The organism is Serratia sp. ASV30 (assembly GCF_016428815.1).
In the GTDB taxonomy this organism is placed as follows: domain Bacteria; phylum Pseudomonadota; class Gammaproteobacteria; order Enterobacterales; family Enterobacteriaceae; genus Chania; species Chania fonticola_C.
Genome location: NZ_JAELTL010000043.1, coordinates 1 through 22,797 on the forward strand (window position 1 = coordinate 1; position 22,797 = coordinate 22,797).

Annotated in this window: 21 protein-coding genes; 3 read left to right on the plus strand and 18 right to left on the minus strand. The window is 55.2% G+C overall.

What is annotated here, in order from left to right; genetic code table 11:
* Positions 1-256: 256 nt before the first annotated feature.
* From hemG to pepQ, 4 genes are read right to left on the minus strand one after another with little or no spacing between them, the layout of a single operon-like run.
* On the minus strand, positions 257-790 hold the full coding sequence (gene hemG / locus JHD74_RS17920) for a menaquinone-dependent protoporphyrinogen IX dehydrogenase (RefSeq protein ID WP_199063205.1): 534 nt from the start codon (positions 788-790) through the stop codon (positions 257-259).
* A 23-nt stretch (positions 791-813) separates the two neighbouring features.
* Entirely contained in the window at positions 814-2,265 is a 1,452-nt protein-coding gene (gene trkH / locus JHD74_RS17925; RefSeq protein ID WP_024531097.1) for a Trk system potassium transporter TrkH, read from the minus strand.
* Between the two features lie 35 nt (positions 2,266-2,300).
* Complete coding sequence (locus JHD74_RS17930) at positions 2,301-2,915, minus strand: IMPACT family protein (protein WP_024531098.1); 615 nt, start codon at positions 2,913-2,915, stop codon at positions 2,301-2,303.
* Positions 2,915-4,246: a Xaa-Pro dipeptidase gene (gene pepQ, locus JHD74_RS17935; protein WP_199063206.1), complete on the minus strand. Its 1,332-nt coding sequence runs from the start codon at positions 4,244-4,246 to the stop codon at positions 2,915-2,917. Before pepQ ends, JHD74_RS17930 begins: the two co-directional genes overlap by 1 nt.
* 320 nt (positions 4,247-4,566) lie before the next feature.
* On the opposite strand from pepQ, the gene fadB reads away from it, so the two are divergent.
* Together fadB and fadA are read left to right on the plus strand one after the other, a co-directional pair.
* Positions 4,567-6,759 (plus strand): fatty acid oxidation complex subunit alpha FadB, encoded by a 2,193-nt coding sequence (fadB, locus tag JHD74_RS17940; protein ID WP_074032122.1) that lies wholly within the window; start codon positions 4,567-4,569, stop codon positions 6,757-6,759.
* Positions 6,760-6,769: 10 nt separating this feature from the next.
* Positions 6,770-7,933 carry an acetyl-CoA C-acyltransferase FadA gene (gene fadA, locus JHD74_RS17945; protein WP_199063207.1) on the plus strand — a complete coding sequence of 388 codons (1,164 nt, stop codon included), beginning with the start codon at positions 6,770-6,772 and terminating at the stop codon, positions 7,931-7,933.
* Positions 7,934-8,085: 152 nt separating this feature from the next.
* On the opposite strand, the gene fre is transcribed toward fadA, so the two are convergent.
* The 3 genes from fre to pepE all read right to left on the minus strand — a co-directional run bounded on the left by fre (position 8,086) and on the right by pepE (position 11,250).
* Positions 8,086-8,787 (minus strand): NAD(P)H-flavin reductase, encoded by a 702-nt coding sequence (gene fre, locus JHD74_RS17950; RefSeq protein ID WP_024531102.1) that lies wholly within the window; start codon positions 8,785-8,787, stop codon positions 8,086-8,088.
* A 28-nt stretch (positions 8,788-8,815) separates the two neighbouring features.
* The gene (ubiD, locus tag JHD74_RS17955; protein WP_024531103.1) at positions 8,816-10,312 is read right to left on the minus strand and encodes a 4-hydroxy-3-polyprenylbenzoate decarboxylase; all 1,497 of its coding nucleotides are present in this window, start codon (positions 10,310-10,312) and stop codon (positions 8,816-8,818) included.
* Positions 10,313-10,521: 209 nt separating this feature from the next.
* Positions 10,522-11,250 carry a dipeptidase PepE gene (gene pepE / locus JHD74_RS17960; protein ID WP_199063208.1) on the minus strand — a complete coding sequence of 243 codons (729 nt, stop codon included), beginning with the start codon at positions 11,248-11,250 and terminating at the stop codon, positions 10,522-10,524.
* 243 nt (positions 11,251-11,493) lie between these two features.
* Between pepE and rfaH the strand changes: the two genes are divergently transcribed.
* Positions 11,494-11,982, plus strand: a complete 489-nt coding sequence (rfaH, locus tag JHD74_RS17965; protein ID WP_074032120.1) for a transcription/translation regulatory transformer protein RfaH — start codon at positions 11,494-11,496, stop codon at positions 11,980-11,982.
* 42 nt (positions 11,983-12,024) lie between these two features.
* Here rfaH and hemB read toward each other — a convergent pair whose 3' ends face one another.
* From hemB to JHD74_RS18020, 11 genes are all read right to left on the minus strand, one after another.
* Complete coding sequence (gene hemB, locus JHD74_RS17970) at positions 12,025-13,047, minus strand: porphobilinogen synthase (protein WP_021181463.1); 1,023 nt, start codon at positions 13,045-13,047, stop codon at positions 12,025-12,027.
* Positions 13,048-13,061: 14 nt separating this feature from the next.
* Positions 13,062-13,844, minus strand: coding sequence for a 3'-5' ssDNA/RNA exonuclease TatD (gene tatD, locus JHD74_RS17975; RefSeq protein ID WP_074032119.1), 783 nt, complete (start codon positions 13,842-13,844; stop codon positions 13,062-13,064).
* 53 nt (positions 13,845-13,897) lie between these two features.
* The gene (gene tatC / locus JHD74_RS17980) at positions 13,898-14,668 is read right to left on the minus strand and encodes a Sec-independent protein translocase subunit TatC (protein WP_024531107.1); all 771 of its coding nucleotides are present in this window, start codon (positions 14,666-14,668) and stop codon (positions 13,898-13,900) included.
* Between the two features lie 3 nt (positions 14,669-14,671).
* On the minus strand, positions 14,672-15,244 hold the full coding sequence (tatB, locus tag JHD74_RS17985; protein ID WP_074032118.1) for a Sec-independent protein translocase protein TatB: 573 nt from the start codon (positions 15,242-15,244) through the stop codon (positions 14,672-14,674).
* Positions 15,245-15,247: 3 nt separating this feature from the next.
* Entirely contained in the window at positions 15,248-15,514 is a 267-nt protein-coding gene (tatA, locus tag JHD74_RS17990) for a Sec-independent protein translocase subunit TatA (RefSeq protein WP_024485464.1), read from the minus strand.
* Between the two features lie 129 nt (positions 15,515-15,643).
* Positions 15,644-17,275 (minus strand): ubiquinone biosynthesis regulatory protein kinase UbiB, encoded by a 1,632-nt coding sequence (gene ubiB, locus JHD74_RS17995; protein ID WP_024485463.1) that lies wholly within the window; start codon positions 17,273-17,275, stop codon positions 15,644-15,646.
* Positions 17,272-17,880, minus strand: a complete 609-nt coding sequence (locus JHD74_RS18000; RefSeq protein ID WP_199063209.1) for an SCP2 domain-containing protein — start codon at positions 17,878-17,880, stop codon at positions 17,272-17,274. Before JHD74_RS18000 ends, ubiB begins: the two co-directional genes overlap by 4 nt.
* Before the next feature lie 13 nt (positions 17,881-17,893).
* Positions 17,894-18,649, minus strand: a complete 756-nt coding sequence (ubiE, locus tag JHD74_RS18005) for a bifunctional demethylmenaquinone methyltransferase/2-methoxy-6-polyprenyl-1,4-benzoquinol methylase UbiE (RefSeq protein ID WP_021181470.1) — start codon at positions 18,647-18,649, stop codon at positions 17,894-17,896.
* A 78-nt stretch (positions 18,650-18,727) separates the two neighbouring features.
* Positions 18,728-20,275, minus strand: coding sequence for a DNA recombination protein RmuC (gene rmuC, locus JHD74_RS18010; protein WP_199063210.1), 1,548 nt, complete (start codon positions 20,273-20,275; stop codon positions 18,728-18,730).
* Between the two features lie 142 nt (positions 20,276-20,417).
* Positions 20,418-21,731: an OprD family outer membrane porin gene (locus JHD74_RS18015; protein ID WP_199063211.1), complete on the minus strand. Its 1,314-nt coding sequence runs from the start codon at positions 21,729-21,731 to the stop codon at positions 20,418-20,420.
* A 108-nt stretch (positions 21,732-21,839) separates the two neighbouring features.
* Positions 21,840-22,622 carry a histidine phosphatase family protein gene (locus tag JHD74_RS18020; RefSeq protein WP_248006653.1) on the minus strand — a complete coding sequence of 261 codons (783 nt, stop codon included), beginning with the start codon at positions 22,620-22,622 and terminating at the stop codon, positions 21,840-21,842.
* Positions 22,623-22,797 lie beyond the last annotated feature (175 nt).

Below are 22,797 nucleotides of genomic sequence, written 5' to 3' on the forward strand. Positions count from 1 at the left end.
GTTCGTTACCGGAATGTTTCTCGGTAACGCGGGAGGTGCATATTACGCTTTCCCGCTGAAGAGTCAACCTTTTTCTCTTACGAGACGCGGTGTTTTCACCGGGTTGCTTCTTCCTGGCTGGGCGACTTGTTCGTCGTTGTTCCCGGTCAGTGGAGGCGCATTATAGGGAGTTCTCAGAAGGGCGCAACCCCTAAATTCAAAAAACTTTTCAAGCGCGGCTTTTTTCGGCAAAACGCTGCACAAGGCAGCATTTCTATCACTTTTCGTACTGGATGCGGCTGAATTCCTGGGAAAAACGGTCCACCTGCTGCCAATCTGTATATTCCACTTCTTTACTGGTATCCGTCTCTCCGCCGGTCATTTTCATGATAAAGCGGATCATGACGCGATCGAACCAGCGATAACGCGGATAACGCAGCGCGCCAGCGAACACGGCGCACTGCTTTGGCTGCCAAGGTGATGACAATAAGAACTTGCGGGTGTAGGCGTTGGTTTGCGGCGAACGCTTTTCCGGTTTGCGTGCCGTCAGGTTAACCGCGAAAAACGCGCTAGGCATCTGATTCAGCTGATCAGCGTGGCGCTTCACAAATCGGTGTAATGCCGTATTGAAATGCCCGTAACGTATCGACGCCCCTATAAGTACCTGTTGGTACTGCTCAAGCTCGATATGCTCTGCCTGCTGCAGATCGATAACGTCGCAGTTCAGGGTATCCTGCAACTGGTTAGCTATATAAGCAGCAATAGAATGCGTTTGTCCGTCACGGCTCGAATAGAGAATCAGTGCCTTCATGGCGTTACTCCTCGTAGATACATTTACTCACGCCAGAAAGTCGGTGTGAAGAGAACCAGCAGCGTAAACACTTCCAAACGGCCAAACAGCATGGTCAACACCAGTACCCACTTTGCCGGTGGCGGCATGGTGGTAAAGTTATCGGCGACAACGCCGAGGCCAGGCCCCAGGTTATTCAGCGTAGCCGTTACCGCGGCAAAGGCCGAGAATTCGTCCACGCCGGTGGCGATAATGGCCAGCATGCTGACGATAAATACCAATGCATAGGCGGAGAAGAATCCCCACACCGCTTCAAGAATACGCTCCGGCAACGCGCGGTTGCCTAATTTGATGGTGTAAACCGCATTTGGGTGCACCAGTCGCTTCAACTCACGCGACCCTTGCAGATACAGCAGCAGGATGCGAATCACTTTCAAGCCACCACCCGTTGAACCCGCGCAGCCACCGATAAAGGCAGAGCAGAGCAGGAGCATTGGCAGGAACAGTGGCCATTTGGCGATGCTGTCGGTGGTAAACCCTGCGGTGGTGGCCATCGACACCACTTGGAAGAACGCCTGATTGAGCGTTTCCAGGCCGCTTTTATATATACCGTGCCACCACAGAACCACTGTACACACCGCCACCAGCGTGAACTGTACGGCGATAAACATGCGAAACTCCGGATCGCGCCAGTACACTTTCAAACTGCGTCCGCTGAGCAAGGCAAAGTGAAGGCCGTAGTTACAACCGGAGATCAGCAGGAACACCGCGATAATGGTGTTGATGGTCGGGCTGGCGAAGTAACCCACGCTGGCATCATGCGTTGAGAAACCTCCAATAGCGATAGTTGAGAAGCTATGGCCGATAGCGTCGAACACCGACATGCCGGCGCCCCATAACGCCAACGCACAGGCCACCGTCAGCAGCACATAGATCAGCCATAGGGTTTTAGCCGTTTCGGCAATACGCGGACGCATTTTGTTATCTTTCAACGGACCCGGCATTTCTGCCCGGTATAGCTGCATGCCCCCGACGCCGAGGATAGGCAGTATGGCGACAGCCAGCACGATGATCCCCATCCCCCCCATCCATTGCAGCATCTGGCGGTAGAATAAGATGGCTTTAGGCAAGGAGTCTAACCCTACCAGGGTGGTGGCACCGGTGGTGGTTAAACCCGAGAAGGATTCGAAAAAGGCGTCTGTCAGGGAAAGATTGGGCCGCTCGGAAAACAGGAAAGGTAATGCCCCCACGCTGCCCAGTACGGTCCAGAACAACACCACAATCAGGAAGCCTTCACGCGGCTTTAATTCGTGCTTTTGCTTACGGTTTGGCCACCACAGCATCAAGCCAATGGTCACGGCTACAAAGAAGGTCTGGCTGAATGCCCGCCCCGCTCCGTCGCGGTATATCAATGCCACCAGGCCAGGAATAAACATTGTCCCGGAAAACAGGATAACCAGCAGGCCCACAATACGGGTTATGGCGCGAAAATGCATTTCAGCACGATCCTTAACAATTCAGTTGGTGGGAATTATTGCGATATAGGGACTAATTGCAAACTTCCACGGCTGAGATCGCGTAATTTATTCCCGAATGCCTCAGTACCCGTGGCCGGTAGCGCCAGATGTAACACCACGGCAGCACCGTAATCCCCATGCACAATCCGCCCTTCACTAAGCTGTAGCAAATTTTCTACCATTGCCAGCTGAGCATAGTCGCACTGCAAAGTATATTCGAGCTGCGGGACTTTATAGCTGACAACCAGCTGCTTGAGCGCCTGTTGTACGCCGCTACCGTAAGCCCGCACCAGACCACCGGTACCCAGTTTGATCCCGCCATAGTAGCGAACTACCACTGCGGTTATTTCACCGATCCCACTGCCCATTAGCTGGCTCAGGATGGGCTTGCCCGCAGTGCCGGAGGGTTCACCGTCATCGGAGAACCCCAACTGCTGCGAATCATTCGGTGCACCAGCAACAAAAGCCCAGCAATGGTGCCGGGCCGTTGGATGCTCGTCACGAATCTGCTGGATAAAGGCTTTGGCCGCCTCGACCCCACAGGTGGGTGCCAGCAGGGTGATGAAACGGCTTTTCTTTATCTCTTCACTGACGCTGATGACAGCGCCAGGAATGGGGTAAGGCTGCATCAGGCCAGGTTCAGATCGCGCGTCATATTCTCAATACGCTTTTCGTGGATCACGATATTGTCCTCAATGCGGATACCGCCGTAAGGTTTCAACGCATCGATACGATCCCAGGCAAAGTGTTTACTGAACTCGCCACTACGCCAAGGAGCCAACAGGGACTCAATGAAATACAGGCCCGGCTCAATGGTCAGCACCATGCCTGGTTGCATGACACGGGTGCAGCGCAGGAAGGGATATTTTGCAGGTGCTGCCAGATGAGTACCATTTTCATCCTGCATAAACCCGGCGGCATCATGTACCTGCAAACCAAGCGGGTGGCCTAAGCCGTGCGGCAGGAACGGACAGGTGATGCCTTGTTCGACCATCGCCTCTTCGCTGATGCCCGTTACCAGCTTATGATTTTTCAACAGTTTGGCGATGCGTTGATGCATCTGTACATGGTAATCCGTGTAGCGCACCCCGGCTTTCATGGTATCTATCAGCGCAAGCTGTTCACTGTTGAGATCTTTCACCAGATGGGCGAATGCATTGTCGCTCTGAGCCGCATAGGTGCGAGTCAGGTCGGCAGCGTAGCCGTTATATTCTGCCCCCGCATCGATCAGGAAGCTGCGGGATTCGTCCGGAGGTTGATGATCCAGCTTGGTGTAATGCAGCACCGCCGCATGCTCATTCAGGGCCACGATATTATCGTAAGGCACGTCCGTATCACGATGGCCAGTGGCGGTCAGATAGGCCAGGTTGATATCGAACTCGCTCATACCGGACTGGAAGGCTTCATGAGCGGCACGGTGCCCCATCACGGCCGTTTTCTGCGCTTCGCGCATGCAGGCCAGCTCATAGCCGGTTTTGATCGAGCGGCGGAAATCGAGGAAATTCAACACCGCTTGCGGGTTGATGTGCTCGGCCGCAATGCCAAGAGAGAGGGCCCGCTGTTGTGCATAGCCAATATAGCCTACACGCTCACGCTGCTGTGGCAGTTGGCTGGCGATATCATCGGCATTGGTCAGCGGCAACAGTTCAATGGATTTGGTCCAGAAGCTGTTGGGTAGCGGTTCAACGCTATGCCAGTAATCCACCGGGGAATAGAACCACAGCTTTGGTTTGTTAACGCCGTCCACCCACAACCAGCAGTTCGGCACCGACGTTACCGGCACCCACGCCTTGAAGTTGGCGTTCACTTTAAACGGGTAGCTGTGGTCGTCCAGAAAGACCCGTTGCAGCTCGCCTGAATGGATTAGCAATGCATCCAGATTGTTGCGCTCTAATACTTCACGAGCTCGTTGTTGCAGTGTTGCCAGGTGGTCGTTATACAAAGAAGCCAGCGTTTCCATCACAGTACCCTTATGCCCTCAGAACGGAATGAGCCATCTTAACACACTGATCCCACGCTCCAACCCCATCTCCTCTTGCATGAGGTGTGCTTCGCAAACCGCTGCAAACAGATTACATCCCTGGGCGATATGGCCGCTACGCGCCAAAGTTTCGCGCCCAAGGGTGAAAAATAACTTGATTTGGTATCAATCAATTAGCCATTTCCCCTGTGATCCGGTTTGCAAATATGCAATCTATTATTTGCAATTTATTAACATAAAAACCACACTCCTCATCATCTGGTCATACCAGATCATCTGCGCTGATTCAGGAGATCGACATGCTCTACCAAGGCGAAACATTACAAGTACACTGGCTCGACAACGGCATCGCCGAGTTGGTGTTCAACGCACCAGGCCCGATCAACAAGCTGGATACCAGCACCGTTGCCAGCCTGGGTGCCGCACTCGAGGTGCTGGAACAGCAAACCGAGTTGAAAGGGCTGCTGCTGCGCTCTGCCAAATCCGCATTCATCGTGGGTGCCGACATCACCGAGTTCCTCTCGCTGTTTGCCGCACCGGCCGAAAAGCTGCATGAATGGCTGGTGTTTGCCAATACCATCTTTAACCGGCTGGAAGATTTACCGGTGCCAACCATTTCCGCCATTAACGGATACGCGTTAGGCGGCGGCTGCGAATGTATCCTGGCGACCGATTTCCGTATCGCCTCTCCAGACGCACGCATCGGCCTGCCGGAAACCAAACTGGGCATCATGCCAGGATTCGGGGGTTCAGTACGTCTGCCACGCCTGCTCGGTAACGACAGCGCGCTGGAAATCATTGCCGCCGGGAAAGATATCGGTGCAAAAGACGCACTGAAAGTCGGCCTGGTCGATGCCGTGGTCGCACCGGAGAAGCTGGTGGAAGCCGCGCTGAAAGTGCTGCAACAGGCGATCGACGGCCAACTCGACTGGCGTGGTTACCGTCAGCCAAAGCTGGAGCCGCTGAAGCTAAGCCCAATCGAAGCGGCAATGAGTTTCACCACGGCCAAAGGCATGGTGATGCAAACCGCAGGTATTCATTATCCTGCGCCGATGACCGCAGTAAAAACCATCGAAGCCGCCGCCAGGCTTGGCCGTGACGAAGCGTTGAAACTGGAAACCGCCAGCTTTGTGCCTTTGGCCCGCTCTAACGAAGCGCGCGCCCTGGTGGGCATTTTCCTCAACGATCAGTTTGTGAAAGGCCAGGCGAAAAAACTGGCCAGAAACGTTGAAGCTCCGAAACAGGCTGCCGTGCTGGGTGCAGGAATTATGGGGGGCGGTATCGCCTACCAATCCGCGCTGAAAGGTGTGCCGGTGATCATGAAGGACATCAGCGACAAATCCCTGGCTCTCGGCATGAATGAAGCGGCCAAGCTGCTGAATAAACAGCTGGAGCGCGGCAAGTTGGATGGCCTGAAGATGGCACAGGTGCTGTCAACCATCCAGCCAACGCTGGACTATGCCGGTATCGAACGCGCCCAACTGATTGTTGAGGCCGTAGTTGAAAATCCTAAGGTAAAAGCGGCGGTGTTGTCTGAAGTGGAAGCCCTGATCGGCGAAGATACCGTACTGGCCTCCAACACCTCAACCATCCCGATCAATCACCTGGCAAAATCGTTGAAGCGCCCGCAAAACTTCTGCGGTATGCATTTCTTCAACCCGGTGCACCGCATGCCGCTGGTTGAGATAATCCGCGGTGAACACACCAGCGACAGCACTATCGCCGCCGTGGTGGCCTACGCCACCCGCATGGGCAAAACGCCGATCGTGGTCAATGATTGCCCTGGGTTCTTCGTTAACCGAGTGCTGTTCCCGTATTTTGCCGGGTTTAGTCAGTTGCTGCGCGACGGCGCCGACTTCCGTCAGATCGACAAAGTGATGGAGAAACAGTTCGGCTGGCCGATGGGCCCGGCGTATCTGTTGGATGTGGTCGGTATTGATACCGCGCACCACGCCCAGGCGGTGATGGCCAACGGTTTCCCTGAACGCATGAGTAAAAATTACCGCGATGCGATCGACGTGATGTTCGATAACCAACGCTTCGGCCAGAAAAACCAGCTGGGCTTCTACCGCTACAGCCAGGATAGCAAAGGCAAGCCGCGTAAAGATAACGACGAGCAAACCGACACTCTGCTGGCAACCGTGAGCGCGTCGGCCCAGACCTTCAGCAGTGAAGAGATCATCGCTCGCATGATGATCCCGATGATCAACGAAGTGGTACGCTGCCTGGAAGAAGGCATTGTGGCCAGCCCGGCAGAAGCGGATATGGCATTGGTTTACGGCATCGGCTTCCCGCCGTTCCACGGTGGCGCATTCCGCTATCTGGATACGCTCGGCACCGCCAATTACGTCGAGATGGCCCAGCGTTACGCTAACCTGGGGGCACTGTATCAGGTGCCAGCCGGTCTGCGTGCCAAGGCGGAACGTAATGAAAGCTACTACCCGGTGGCGACAGCAGCGCTGTCTGATATCTCCACTGGCCAACCGGCATGAGGTTATAAAGATGGAAAACGTAGTTATTGTTGATGCCGTACGTACGCCAATGGGCCGCTCAAAAGGCGGCGCTTTCCGCCAGGTACGTGCGGAAGATCTTTCCGCACATCTGATGCGTGCCGTGTTGAGCCGTAACCCGGCGCTGAATGCCGCTGAGATTGATGACATTTACTGGGGCTGCGTGCAGCAGACGCTGGAACAAGGCTTCAACATCGCCCGTAACGCCGCACTGTTGGCTGAGATCCCACATAGCGTGCCAGCGGTAACGGTAAACCGCCTGTGTGGTTCTTCCATGCAGGCCTTGCACGACGCAGCCCGCGCAATCATGGTAGGTGACGCTCAGGTCAGCCTGATCGGCGGAGTGGAACATATGGGCCACGTCCCGATGAACCACGGCGTAGACTTCCATCCTGGCCTGAGCCGCACCGTGGCAAAAGCGGCCGGAATGATGGGCCTGACCGCAGAAATGCTGGCCAAAATGCATAATATCAGCCGCGAAATGCAGGATGAATTTGCAGCCCGCTCCCACCAACGAGCCCATGCCGCTACGTTGGCTGGCTATTTCAAAAACGAAATTATCCCCACCACTGGCCATGACGCCGACGGCGTACTGACGCGTTACGATTATGATGAAGTGATCCGCCCGGAAACCACCGTTGCCAGCCTGGCAGCATTGCGCCCGGCGTTTGACCCGGTCAACGGCACCGTCACCGCAGGCACCTCTTCCGCACTGTCTGACGGCGCTTCCGCCATGTTGATCATGAGCGAATCCCGCGCCAAGGCACTCGGCCTGAAGGCGCGTGCCCGCATCCGCTCAATGGCGGTGGTGGGATGCGATCCTTCGATCATGGGCTATGGTCCGGTGCCTGCCAGCATACTCGCGCTTAAACGCGCCGGTCTGAGCGTACAGGATATCGATCTGTTTGAATTGAATGAGGCTTTTGCCGCCCAGTCGCTGCCCTGCATTAAAGATCTGGGGCTGCTGGAAAGCATGGACGACAAGATCAACCTTAACGGCGGTGCGATTGCCCTGGGCCACCCATTAGGCTGCTCCGGCTCCCGCATCTCTACCACCCTGCTGAATAATATGGAACGCCGTGACGTGCAGTTTGGTCTGGCCACCATGTGTATCGGCCTGGGCCAGGGGATCGCCACGGTATTTGAACGCGTTTAGCTGTGTCTGATTGGATGTCCCAAAAGGGCATCCCAAAGGTTTTGTTGCCGTACTTCCCGCCTGTCAGGGGCGGGTTTTTTTATGCCTGGAATTCGGCACCAATAAAAACGGGGCGGCACCTGGCCACCCCGTCTTTACTGCTGCACGTACAATCAGATGAACGCGAAAGCATCGCCAAACATGTGCGCTTCCAGCGCGCCACGCTCGGCGCAGAAACGCTCACGGGCAATTTTCGCCATCTCGAAACGACCTGCGATATAGATATCATGCTCCGCCAGCGAGCCAAAATCCTGCAACACGGCGCTCAGCACCGTACCACTGCGGCCACGCCAGTCGTCTTCCGGCTGTTCAACAACCGGAATAACCTTCAGATTTGGGTATTGCAGTGAAATCGCTTCCAGTTCGTTGAGATCATACAGATGCTTCAGCTCACGCCCACCCCAGTAGATAGAGATATCGCGATTGGGTTGCTGTTCCAGCGCGGTCAGTAAAATCGAGCGCGCGTAAGAGAACCCGGTACCACCGGCAATCAACACCAGCGGGCGCTCGCCCTCTTCACGCAGCCAGGCTTCACCATGCGGAATATCCACGGTGATGGCCTGCTCTTTCAGCACCCGATCCATCACCGCCATGGCATACAGGTTCAGTTCAGAAGCACCAATATGCAGCTCGATATAATCTTGCTGTGCTGGCGTCGAGGCCACAGAGAACGGGCGTTTATCACGCTCATCCATCACTACCATCAGGTATTGACCTGCTTTGAACGAAAACGGTGCCTCTGGCACCAAACGTACCCGATAAACGGTATCGGTAATGGCCTCTACGGAGGTCACTTTACAGCTCAGGATTGTCATGCGTTCCTCTGTCGGGTCATCACTGGCGCTAAAGCGTCGGTTCTCGGTCACTGAATATGGCGAGCTCATCCCAGATGTCATCGATGCGCGCACGCACCTTCTCATCCATCTTGATCGGACGGCCCCACTCTCGTTGGGTTTCTCCCGGCCATTTATTGGTGGCATCCAGGCCCATTTTCGATCCCAACCCGGAAATCGGCGAGGCGAAGTCCAGATAATCAATCGGCGTATTCTCCACTAAAACGGTATCCCTTGCCGGATCCATTCGGGTGGTTATCGCCCAAATCACATCATTCCAGTCACGCGCATTCACGTCGTCATCGCAAACGATGACAAACTTGGTATACATAAATTGGCGCAGGAAAGACCAGACCCCCATCATTACGCGTTTGGCGTGTCCTGCGTACTGTTTTTTGATGGTCACCACCGCCAGGCGATAGGAACACCCTTCCGGCGGCAGGTAGAAATCGACGATTTCTGGAAACTGTTTTTGCAGGATCGGCACAAACACTTCGTTCAGCGCCACTCCCATCACCGCAGGTTCATCCGGCGGGCGGCCGGTATAGGTCGAGTGATAAATCGCGTTGCGACGCTGGGTAATATGGGTCACGGTAAAGACGGGGAAATGATCGATCTCGTTATAGTAACCGGTGTGATCGCCATACGGGCCTTCCGGCGCCAGTTCCCCTTGCTCGATATAGCCTTCCAGCACGATTTCCGCACTGGCAGGAACTTCGAGATCGCAGGACAGACATTTTACCACTTCAGTCTTGTTGCCGCGCAACAGCCCGGCAAAGGCATATTCAGACAAGTTATCCGGCACCGGTGTCACCGCGCCCAAAATGGTGGCAGGATCGGCCCCCAGCGCAACGGCGACCGGGAAACGTTCACCAGGATGTTCCTGACACCACTCCTGATAATCCAGCGCGCCGCCACGGTGCGAGAGCCAGCGCATAATCAGCTTGTTCTTGCCCAACACCTGCTGGCGATAGATCCCCAGATTCTGGCGCTCTTTGTGAGGACCACGGGTAACCGTCAGCCCCCAGGTGACCAGCGGGGCGGCATCTTCCGGCCAGCAGTGCATCACCGGGATACGGCCGAGATCGACATCTTCCCCTTGCCACACCTGTTCCTGGCACGGGGCAGAGCCCAGCACCTTGGTCGGCATATTCAGCACTTGTTTGAACTTGGGGACCTTGTCGAACAGATCGCGAAAGCCCTTCGGTGGCTCTGGCTCTTTGAGGAACGCCAACAGCTTGCCCACTTCGCGCAGCGCACTGACGTCTTCCTGCCCCATCCCCATCGCCACCCGCTTGGGCGTGCCGAACAGGTTACAGAGCACCGGCATATCGTAGCCTTTCGGGTTTTCGAACAGCAACGCCGGGCCGCCCGCTCGCAGCGTACGATCGGCAATTTCTGTCATTTCCAGATAGGGATCAATCGGCTGGCTGATGCGTTTTAGTTCCCCTCTCTTTTCCAGCAACGAGAGGAAATCGCGTAGGTCACGGTATTTCATGCAAGCCATTACACCATTGATTTATAGAAGATTTAAACGATGAACCCTGAAAATCTCAAGGTGGCTCGACGTTTAATTAACTGGCTGATTTTAAGGCGTTTCACAGCAAAGGGATAGATTAACAAATTCTAGCCAATCTGCCCACATTAGCGCTACTGGTTTGAGTTGTCATCACAATGCTGAATCTGTAGGGGCGCCGCATGCTGCGCCCCTTCGGTTTAACAATGGCAGATGAACGGCACCAGAGAGCGCAATACCAAAGTGTCCTGATACTCCTGTATCTCTACCCCGTGGCGGAACACCTTGAAGCCCTGCTCCCTGGCGCTGAAGTAGCGCAGATCGTTGCCGCAGACGTGCAGCAGGCTGCCTTCACGCAGTGCGACAACCGACTCGCTCGGATTAACTGCACAGAACTCTGCCAGGCGCTCATCACGGGTTTCACCCATGTGGCCGCTGATATGGGCATCAATATAGTGTGGGTTGATCTGTAGCGGGAACAGCCCCAGCGCAGGCAACACGACGCTGTTGCGCACCGGCATATCATTGGTGGTACGGATGCTCGGCGTCGCCACGTTGCAGCCAGCGCTCCACCCCACATAGGGTACTTCACGCTCACGCACCGCACGCTGGATTGGCACAATCAGGCCATTTTCATGCAGCATCTGGTTCAGCATCCAGGTATTGCCGCCGCTGACCAAAATACACTCGGCCTGCGCGATCGCTTCTGCCGGAGACTCGGCATGATGGATGCTGGTGACCTTGATACCCAACGTCTGCGACAGTTCACCCGCACGCTGGTCGTAATCACCGCGGATCATGGCATAAGGAATAAATACGGCTGACGTGATGTTACGGCGTTCAATCATGGCCAACAGCTGGCTCTTGGCATAACCGAGCAGTTCGGCCTCGCCGGAAAGCTTGCCGTTACTTAGCAAAAATAGCTCCATGTCTCTCCCTCAGTGCAAGAATAATAAAGACGTCACGTTGAGTGTCAGACGTACCCACCAATATTGTGACAGTCACAAATTTTGAATCTATGGTTATACCTGAACCAGGCAAAAAAATGTGTGACTTTATGCCGGCTACCGTGGATTGCCGCAAATCATGGCAACAAGATGAACGCTTGCGTCACTAGGTATCCGTAGTGGCTTTTGGTATGCTTAACGGCTGACAGAAAGGCATGTGAAACTATGGAATCTTGGTATTTACTTTATTGTAAGCGCGGCCAGCTCTTACGGGCCCAGGAACACCTGGTAAGGCAAGCCGTCAACTGCCTGAGCCCAATTATTACGTTGGAGAAAATCGTGCGTGGCAAACGTACCGCCGTTAGCGAACCGCTGTTTCCCAACTACCTGTTTGTTGAATTCGATCCGGAACGTATTCACACCACCACGATCAGCGCAACCCGTGGTGTCAGCCACTTTGTGCGATTTGGAGCCTTACCGACCCAGATACCTTTACAGGTTATCGAAGAACTCCAGACACATAGCGAAGAATACTATGTAGATCCAGAGACCCCGCAACCGGGCGATAAGGTGCTGATCACCGATGGCGTGTTTGAGGGCCTACATGCGATCTACACCGAACCCGACGGTGAAGCCCGCTCGATGCTGCTGCTGAATCTGATCAACAAGCAGATTAATCAGAGCATCGATAACCGGCAGTTCCAGAAACTTTAATGCAAACAGGCACCCATGGGTGCCTGTTTTGTCTGCTACCGATTAACGGCGCATCGCATCATCATGCAGCCACTGGGCAACACGCTTGGCGAAGTAGGTCAGCACACCATCAGCCCCGGCACGCTTAAAGCACAGCAAGGATTCCATCACCGCCGGTTGCTCCTGCAGCCAGCCGTTCTGGATCGCCGCCATATGCATCGCATATTCGCCCGATACCTGATAGGCGAAGGTCGGCACCCCGAAGGTATCTTTGACACGGCGCACCACGTCCAGATATGGCATCCCCGGTTTCACCATCACCATATCCGCGCCTTCCTGCAGATCCTGAGCAATCTCTTGCAGGGCTTCGTCGCCGTTGGCCGGATCCATCTGATAGGTTTTCTTGTTGCCGCCTTTCAGGTTACCGGTGGAGCCGAGCGCATCACGGAACGGGCCGTAATAGCATGAGGCATATTTGGCGGAATACGCCATGATCTGGGTATTAACCAGGCCTTGCAGCTCCAGTTGATCGCGGATCGCGCCAATGCGGCCATCCATCATATCGCTGGGAGCCACGATTTCGGCACCGGCTTCAGCATGAGATAGCGCCTGGCGAACCAGAATTTCTTTGCTGATATCGTTGATCACGTAGCCATGCTCGTCGATCACCCCGTCCTGCCCATGGGTCGTATACGGGTCGAGCGCCACATCGGTCAGGATCCCCAGCTCCGGCACGGCATCTTTCAGCGCACGCACGGTGCGCTGCACCAAACCATCCGGGTTGTAGGCTTCCTCAGCATGCAGCGACTTCAGGCCAGGCTCAATCACCGGGAACAGAGAGATCACCGGTACGCCGAGTTTGGCAATGGCTTCCGCCTCTTTGATCAGCAGATCGATGCTCATGCGCGATACGCCAGGCATCGAGGAAACGGCTTCCTGACGGTTGCTACCTTCCATGACAAACACCGGGTAGATCAGGTCATTGACCGTTACCTGATTCTCGGCGACCAAACGGCGGCTGAAGTCATGACGGCGCACACGGCGCATACGGCGACCAGGGAAGGTGCCCGGAAATGCATAGCTCATAATTTTCTCCTAACTCAGACCAGCCGGAATAACCGGCGAGCGTTCTCATCAGTTTTCTGGCCCAGCCACGCGGGATCTTCTTCGCGCCAGGTTGCAACCTGCCGAATGATATGGGGCAGAAAACAGGGTTCGTTGCGGCGAGATGCAGGTTTCGGGTGTAAATCCCGGGGCAACAAATAGGGGGCATCGGTTTCAAGCAGCAGACGATCGGCCGGGATTTGGGGTAACAAGGCACGCAGTTCCAGACCCCGGCGCTCATCACAAACCCAACCGGTGATACCGATCGACAACCCCAGCGCCAGACAGTCCTGTAACTCTTCGGCGCTGCCGGTGAAGCAATGCACAACTGCGGCGGGCAGTTTATCCAACCAGGGAGTCAGCAGTGCAACAAAACGTGCGTGTGCGTCCCGGCAATGCAGGAAGACCGGCATATTGAGCTCGGCGGCCAATGCCAGTTGAGCGTTGAAAGCCAGTTCCTGCTGTACCGGGGTGGAAAAATTACGGTTAAAATCCAGCCCACACTCGCCAATGGCGGCCACGAAGGGCTGCGATGCCAACTGGTGAATATGCTGCGCAACCTCATCGTTCCAACTACTGGCATCATGCGGATGCACGCCCGCCGTAGACCAGCAATAGCCTCTATGCGCACGGGCCAGTTCGCTGGCCGCCTCGCTTTGCTGTGCGTTGGTGCCGGTGATCAGCATCCCCGTCACGCCGGCGGTTTTGGCTCGCTCAACCACCTGTGTGGCATCTTTGGCAAATTGGGAGCTGGTAAGGTTGACGCCAATATCAAACATGGTTTTTTCCAAAGCAAAAGCCGCCCGATGGGCGGCTTAGGGACAGACGAGTATCAGGAGGCTGGTGGCTCTTCGCCTTCCTCTTCTTCCTCTACCGGCTTGCGCCGCTTCCCTACATAGAAGCGGGCGAAGAACACGCCAACCTCAAACAGCAGGTACATCGGGATCGCCAACAGGGTTTGCGAGAACACGTCCGGCGGCGTCAACAGCATACCGACCACGAAAGCACCGACCAACACATACGGGCGTTTCTTACGCAGGTCTTCTGGCGTAGTGACACCGCTCCAGCACAGCAGAATAATGGCAACCGGCACTTCAAAAGCCACGCCGAACGCCATAAACAGCGCCATGACAAAACTCAGGTAGTTGCTGATATCGGTCGCAATCGTGACGCCGATGGGTGCAGTTTTGGCAAAAAAGCCAAAGGCCAACGGGAACACAACAAAGTAGGCAAACGCCATCCCCAGATAGAACAACAGGCTGCTGGAAACCAGCAACGGCATCATCAGGCGGCGTTCATGCTGGTACAACGCAGGAGCGATAAAGGCCCAGACCTGATAGAGAATGAAAGGCGCGGCAACGATCACCGAAACCATCATCGTCAACTTGATCGGAGCAAAGAACGGTGAAGCCACGTCGGTGGCGATCATGCTCGCCCCGGCAGGCAACTGCTCGATCAGCGGTGCAGAAACGATCTGATAAATATCGTTAGCGAAAAACACCAACACGATAAAGATCGCCAGCACGCTGATGATCGAATTTAACAGCCGCTTACGCAGTTCAATCAGATGACTGATAAGCGGTTGGGTATCTTCAACGGCCATGTTTTAACGTTCGCCACTAGGTTGTTGAGACGCAGGGGATTTATCCGCCACAGGCTCTGGGATGGCCTGCTTTGCAGGGATTTGCTGATCCACGACCGTTGCCTGAGCCACGGAGGGCACCACCGGCTCGCTTTGCACGGCTGGTGCAGGTTCAGTGGGCTGCGGTGTGGCAACAGGTGCCGAAGCGGTAGTCGCCGCTTCCGCCGGAGTCACGCCGTCGTGGATGGCTTCAGGATCGGTGACCACTGGATTGTGGATGGTATGCGGTGGCTCGTCCTTATCGACGTGATAAGAACGTTTCAGCGACTCAGCCGCCTCTTTCAGCTCATCCATTGAAGCTTTGAGTTCCGGCGTTAAATTCTGCAAGCCCGCTTTCTCCGCCTTCTTCAGGCTTTCCTGCAGTTCTTGCAGCTTCAATTCCTGCGTCAGCTCATTCTGCACCGAAGCTGCCAGAGAGCGCAGCGCTCGGATCCAGCCCGCAACGGTTCTGACCGCCACTGGTAACCGTTCTGGCCCAAGTACCACCAGGCCAATCACCAGTACCAGCAGCAGTTCACCAAACCCAATGTCAAACACGGTTTATACCTGCTCTTTGTTCTTCGACTCTTCCGCTGCTTTCACTTCCGGCTGCTTATCGGTGATAGGCTTGGCCGCAAAGTCAGCATCGTGGTTGGTTTTTTCAGTGGTGTTGGTTGGTGCAGCACTGTTGTCGTCGCCAATGGCTTTTTTGAAGCCCTTGATTGATGCACCCAGATCGGAGCCCAGCGTACGCAGTTTGTTGGTACCAAACAGTAGCACCACGATCACCGCGATGATCAACAATTGCCAAATACTAATACCGCCCATTACAGTTACCTCTAGAGATTAAAAGGGTAATTTTCAAGTTGCCGCATTATATACCCTTCATCTTTGTGTTGGATATGCCCCGTTTTTGCAGGGCTACAGCGACAACGCTTAACCTGATGGTTAATTTATTCAGACGGTGCGTTTCCAACCGACGACCCAGGCCACTACGCCTGCGGCCATCATCCAGGCAGGAAACACCTCCACGCCTCCCAGCAGTAAAATCGTACCACTGACTAACAGTGTAGCGCCAACCCCAAACAAATACCGTGATTGACCTTGCCGAACGCGTTGCGCCTGCATCTGACCGGTCAATTTATCGACGCTTTGTTGCAACAGTTTGTGCTGTTGCAGGCTGTCATAAAACAGTTCCGGTAACTCAGGCAGTTTCTCGGCCCAGAACGGCGCTTTTTCTTTCAGCGCGCGGATCACCGCCGGAATGCCTACCTGATCCCGCAGCCAGCTTTCCAGGAACGGCTTTGCCGTGGTCCACAGATCCAGTTGCGGATAGAGCTGACGGCCAAGGCCCTCAACGTACAGCAGCGTCTTTTGCAGTAATACCAGTTGCGGCTGCACTTCCATATTGAAACGGCGTGCGGTATTGAACAGGTTCAAGAGTACGTTGCCGAACGAAATTTCCGCCAGCGGTTTTTCAAAGATCGGCTCACAGACGGTACGGATGGCAAACTCGAAATCTTCCACGTTGGTATCACGCGGTACCCAGCCAGAATCAACGTGCAGCTCCGCCACCTTACGGTAGTCGCGGTTGAAGAAGGCGATAAAGTTTTCCGCCAGATAGCGCTTGTCGTCTTTGTTCAGGGAACCCACGATACCGCAGTCGATGCCGATATAACACGGATCTTCCGGGTGCTCATAGCTGACGAAAATATTGCCTGGGTGCATGTCGGCATGGAAGAAGCTGTCGCGGAACACCTGGGTAAAGAATACCTGGACGCCACGCTCGGCCAGCAGTTTCATATTGGTGTTCTGCTGTTCCAGAGCCGCAATATCCGATACCGGGATGCCGTAAATCCGCTCCATCACCAGCACGCTCTCACGGCAGTAATCGGAGTAAACCTCTGGCACGTAGAGCATCGGGCTACCGTCAAAATTACGGCGCAGCTGGATGGCGTTGGCCGCTTCACGCAGCAGGTTCAGCTCATCGAGCAGGGTTTTCTCATATTCACGCACCACTTCGCGCGGACGCAGACGGCGACCGTCCGGCATCAGCTTGGGCACCCAGCCTGCCAGGCGATACATCAGGCGCACATCGGCTTTGATAATCGGCCCTATGTCCGGGCGGATCACCTTCAGCACCACCTCTTGGCCAGTCGTTTTCAGCCGGGCGGTATGCACCTGGGCAATCGAAGCCGACGCCAGCGCCTGCTGGTCAAAGTCATCGAACCAGGTTTCCAGCGGGCCGCCCATCGCCAACTCGATATGCTTACGTGCCAGCGCACCATCGAACGGCGCCACTCGGTCCTGCAACAGCGTCAGTTGGTCGGCAATATGGGGTGGGAACAGATCGCGGCGGGTCGACATCATCTGGCCGAACTTGATCCACACCGGGCCCAGCTCTTGCAGCGCCAGGCGCAGGCGTTCGCCCAACGGCTGGTTTTTATGGCGGTTAGGCATCCAGAACAGCAGGCGGCGGCCAATGCGCAGCGGCAGCGTCAAGCGCATCTTGGGGATCAGTTCATCCAGTCCATAGCTCAGGAAAACGCGCACGATCAAATACAGGCGGCAAATTTCGCCAGGGGTCATCGCTTACCCTCCAACTTGTCCAGACGAGCAATCAGTGCGTCCACACTGCGAACGGTGGCATCAACCTCTTCGTTAAACCACACCACTTCAAGCGGGCCGGGAGCCATACGCCACTCTTCGGTCAGCGTTTCGGCCACGTAGCGTTGCTGGCTCTGCAAACCGGATTTTAGCAGGCCTAAACCTTTACCTACGATCTGACTAACCCCTTGCGCAGCGATGTCACCCACATAAGGTGCCAACCATTCCGCCGGATCCCATTCTGCCAGATCGAGCAAACCGACCAGCTGTTGCACCACCTGAATATCGCCTTCGACAATCAGCTCACCGCTACGCATCAGCGGGGAAAGTTGCTGGCGATCGCGTAATTTCAGCAGCACCGGCACGCGGGTTTGCACCGTACAGTCGGCGCTATCTTCTGATTGGCCAAACACATCCACGCGCTGTTCGCTGAACAGCAGTACCAACGGCGAAGAGAGTTCCTGTAGCTCGATACGTAACACTTTACCCGCCAGCCGTTGGCGGGCGGCTTTCATGCTACGATCGCGAAACAGCAGGCTATTAAGCGAGGTTTCCAGCACGCCGGTCAGTAACGGGGTTAGCAGCATCGGCATTTCCATATCAGAACTTGAAGCCCCGGTGCAGCGCCACGATGCCGCCGGTCAGGTTGAAGTAGTTGACGTTCTCGAAGCCGGCCGCAGCCATCATCCCCTTCAGGGTTTCCTGATCGGGGTGCATGCGGATCGACTCTGCCAGATAGCGGTAGCTGTCCGGATCTTTCACCACCAGCTCACCAATTTTTGGCAGCACGTGGAAGGAATAGGCGTCGTAAGCCTTGCTCAGCGGCTCCAGCAGCGGCTTGGAAAACTCCAGCACCAGCAGGCGGCCACCCGGTTTCAGCACGCGGAACATCGAGCGCAGTGCTTTGTCTTTGTCGGTGACGTTGCGCAGGCCAAAGGAGATGGTGATGCAGTCAAAATAGTTATCCGGGAACGGCAGCGCTTCGGCGTTGGCCTGCACGTAGCTGATATTGCCAACGATACCGTGGTCACGCAGCTTTTCGCGCCCCATCTTGAGCATGGAATCGTTGATATCCGCCAGCACCACCTGCCCCTGCTCGCCCACCATGCGGGAGAACTTGGCGGCCAGATCGCCAGTACCACCGGCCAGATCCAGCACACGCTGGCCGCGGCGTACGCCGCTGCAATCGATGGTAAAACGCTTCCAGATACGATGGATACCAAACGACATCAGGTCGTTCATCACGTCATATTTTGCCGCTACCGAGTGAAAAACGTTGGCCACCATGGCCTGCTTCTCGTCTCTTGCTACGGTACGAAAGCCAAAATCGGTGGTTTCCTGCGCTTGATCTGCCATTGTCCTGCCTGCCATTCAGTCAATTTAGTGTCGTGGAGTGTACCAGAAAGCCGCGTAATACCCCACCTTGCAACGGTATCATCCGTGCGATGCGCGATGCGGTTCTTCGTTACTACCGTCGTTCTCTTCCCCAGGCAGCGAGGCGATATCCTCGTCTGGCTCAGAGAGCAACTCATCATCCTGTTGTTCCGATGCCTGCTGCGCCAAAAGCGGGTTGATGGGACGTTTAATCTCAACCCCAAGCGCGCGGAAGCCCTCGATGCGGCCGATAAGATTACCACGGCCTTCGCTCAGTTTATTCATCGCCTGGTGATAACTGCCCTGCGCCCTATCCAGGCTCTGCCCCAGGGCCGACATATCGTCAACAAACAGGCGCATCTTGTCATACAGGCGGGCGGCGCGATCGGCGATCCGCTGGGCGTTCTGACTCTGGTGCTCATAGCGCCACAGGTTGGTAATGGTACGCAGCGCCACCAGCAAAGTGGTTGGGCTGACCAGCATGATATTATGTTGCAATGCCTCGCTAATCAGCTCCGGCTCACGATCGATGGCCAACAGGAAGGCCGGTTCCACCGGGATAAACATCAGCACATAATCCAGCGAACGCAGGCCAGGCAGCTGTTGATAATCCTTACGGCCCAACACGCGAATGTGCCCACGCAGCGAAGTGATATGCTCGGTCAACGCCGCTTCCCGTTCGAAGTCATCTTCACTGTTGAAATAACGCTCATAGGCCACCAGCGACATTTTGGCGTCGATCACCACGTCTTTACCCTGTGGCAAACGCACGATCACGTCTGGCTGCATACGGCTTTGGCTATCCAGCCGCACATTAACCTGCGTCTCATACTCATGTCCTTCACGCAGGCCAGAGGCTTCCAACACGCGGCTCAGCACCACCTCGCCCCAGTTACCCTGGGTTTTGTTATCGCCTTTTAGCGCCTTGGTGAGATTGAGCGCCTCGCGAGCCATTTGCGCATTCAACTGTTGCAGATTACGGATTTCGTGCGTCAATGTATGGCGTTCGCGTGCTTCCTGGCCAAAGCTGTCCTGCACCTGGCGGCGGAAACCGTCCAACTGCTCGCGTAACGGCAGCAACAGGCGATCCAGGCTTTGCTTATTTTGCTCATCCACCTTGCGGCCGCTGTTTTCGAAAATGCGGTTGGCCAGGTTCTCAAACTGGGTGGTCAAACGTTGTTCACTGCTGATCAACAGCCGCTGTTTCTCTTCTGCGGCCATCCGGGTCTCTTCCAGGCGGATCGTCACCTCACGCAGTTCGGCTTCCTGAGCGCTGTTGACTTCACGCTGCGCCCGTAGCTCCTGATTCAGCAATTCACATTCATTGCGCCAATGGTTGAGCTGTTGCAGCCTCTCCTGCCCGGCGGCCAGTTGGCTGTGCAGGGTGCGCAGTTCCAGATCGTTTTGCCGTAGCAGCTGTTCGTGGCGTTGCAGCGTCTCTTGGCGGGAGGCAGTTTCAAGCTGTGCCTGCTGTAAAGACTGTTCCAGCAGACGCAGGTCGGTTTCATGTTGCGCACCGTGCTGCTGCGCACGCAGGCTGGCGATCAGCCACCCCAGCAGTAAACCTATCGCTACGCCACCAATACCGTAAACCAAACTGGTATCCACCCTGCCTCCTGTCATACATGCACTTGCGGCGCGTTTTACGCCTGATGCCTGCCACGTTAAAGGGAGCCTGTATGGATGTCCAGTCTGTTTTTATGTGGAAGTGAGCGCGGTAACCACGGCGGTACCGCGCTAATAAGGCAGGTTAAAACAGCTTGAAGCGATATTCGGCAATAAACTCGCCGGACAGCGAGTGGGAGGTCTGCGAATGCCCATCCGCCAGTATCGGCGTTTTATTGCTGTTCTTATAAGACCAACCCGGCCCAGCCATGGCGAATACCGTCAGGTTTTTCAGCTTGGGATGGGAGGGAGCCCAGCGGCCAAAGACGTTGATCTCACCGGTACGCACCGCGGCACCTTGGTAGCTAAACTGGCCCACGTTGCCCGCCAGCCCGGCGGTAAACTCAGGCGTGATGCGGTATTCGGCCATGGTGGCCAGCATGGTTTCGCCATCGCGCATATAGTCTTCACCCGCATAGGCCATGGAGGTAAAGGTACCGCGTGAATTTTTGGACATATGGCGCGGGTAGAAACCAAGCTGGCCTTCGCCCTTCGGTGCTCGCGTATGGGCGATGCCGACCTTGACGCTCCATAGCGGTTCCTGCCATTTGGCATCCAGCGCATAGTGGTTGGCGTTATGATCGAAGTTGCGCTTGCTCAGCGCCATCTGTTTATAGTCATCCAGCGCCTGAGTGGTGTAAATCTGGCTGCCCAGGCTGAGTTTCTCATTGGCTTTGTACCCCACCCGCAAGATCTGGCGGCGTAAATAGTCCTGAGATTCCCCATAGGCCAGTTGCCCATTAAATTGTTTATTCTCATAGCCCAACTCAGCGCTGGCGAGATGGTTGATATAGCGGCCATCGTTGGTCTGCAAACGCAGGCTGTCAGGGGAGTTACGATCCATAGAACGTTCAACATACGCGCCGCGCAAAGAGAGCCCGGCACCGGATACGCCACCGGACCAACCCAGGTAAGTCGTAGGCGACAGGCGAGTGGAGGTGGAAATCACGCCGTAGTTACGCAACACCTGCCAGCCAGCCTGCGCATTCAGCGCCGCGCCACCTACGTCGCCTTTCAGCTTGATATAGCGTTGGCCCACCTTGCTATAACCAGCAGCATTCTCTTTGCTGTTGCCGGGACCGTTGTTATATAGCACCCCACGAGTATTGAAGTAATCGCTGGCACCCAGCTTTACCGCGCTGTAGTAATCGAGATTAACGCCGATAAAGTCCGCCAGATAGCCAGACTGATAACCCAGCGCCAGCCCTTGCCCCCAGGCGTTGTGCACCTCTTTTGGGTTGGCGGCATCTTCCTTGAGGTACTTCCAGTAGTTTTTCAGCGACAGTTCAGCGTGGCTGTCGCTGAAAAAGGACGAATCCAGGACGTCATCAACGCTGGCCTGGGCCGCGGTGGAGAATAGCGAAATAGCGATCAGACAGCTTAAAGCAGAACGTTTCATTATTGTTATCCCCGAAAAAGGTATAGAAAATCCCTGCCGAGGCGATATGCTATCGCCTCAGATAATATCCCTGAGCCAAAAGGGTGCGTTATTTTTATTGGGTAATAATCAAGGTGCTTTATTTAGTAACGCTTTCCCTTTAGCGACATAAGTCATATCGCCAATATCGGTTACGGTATATTTCCCGTCTTTATAAGTCATCTTGACGACTGCCGCATTAGTCAGTGGCTTATTTTTGTTCGGGTTATCGGTCATATCGGAAATCATCATCTGCATCGAGAGCCCGGAAGAGACCGCCAGGATGTTTTTATCCCCATTCTTTACGGCATTCTGCACCATGGTATGCAAGGCTCGTTGCATACGGGTTTTGACCTGCAGCGCACTTTCCGCCTCTTGCTTATCATCGCTTTGCGTGATGGCATCCACCATCGGGATCAGGCTGATCTTGCCTTCGCCCATTTGCTTGAACATCTCGGCACCAGAGGCCAGGCCCAGCTTCTTGGCAGCAGCGTCGGCCATTTCTGCGTTAGCGCGCCCTTCAAAACCGCCGAAGAACATTTCGCGCAGGTCGGTCAGTTCCGTGACCTTGGCATCCGACTTGCCCATTTCCTTGAGGATCACCTGCATCGTTTCACGCTGGCGGCCAGCGTCGCTGGTGTAGAAGCTATCGAAAGGGATCCCCTTCAACCCGGCACCCAGATAGCGCGCGGTTTCGATCCCAGCCGGTGTCAGTGGTGAGTCAGCCCAGCCCTGCACGCGATCGTAGGTATTGAGCAGCGTTTTACCGTGGCGAGCAAAATAGATATCGACGCTATCGCTTTGCGCGGCAGTTACGTTGAAAGCCGCAGCAGAGGAAACGGCAACTACGGAGGCCAGTAGCCAGGTTTTAATTTTCATTACTTTTTCCTTAGTGAACAAAATAACGTCTATAGGTTAATTTTTTTAATCATCGGCAGATCATTTGCCAAAATAAGGGCGAAAAAAAACCCAAACCCATGACATTGGTTCGTCAACGGGTTTGGGTTTTGCCTGTTTATTCACAGTAACAATCCACTTATTGGGAAAA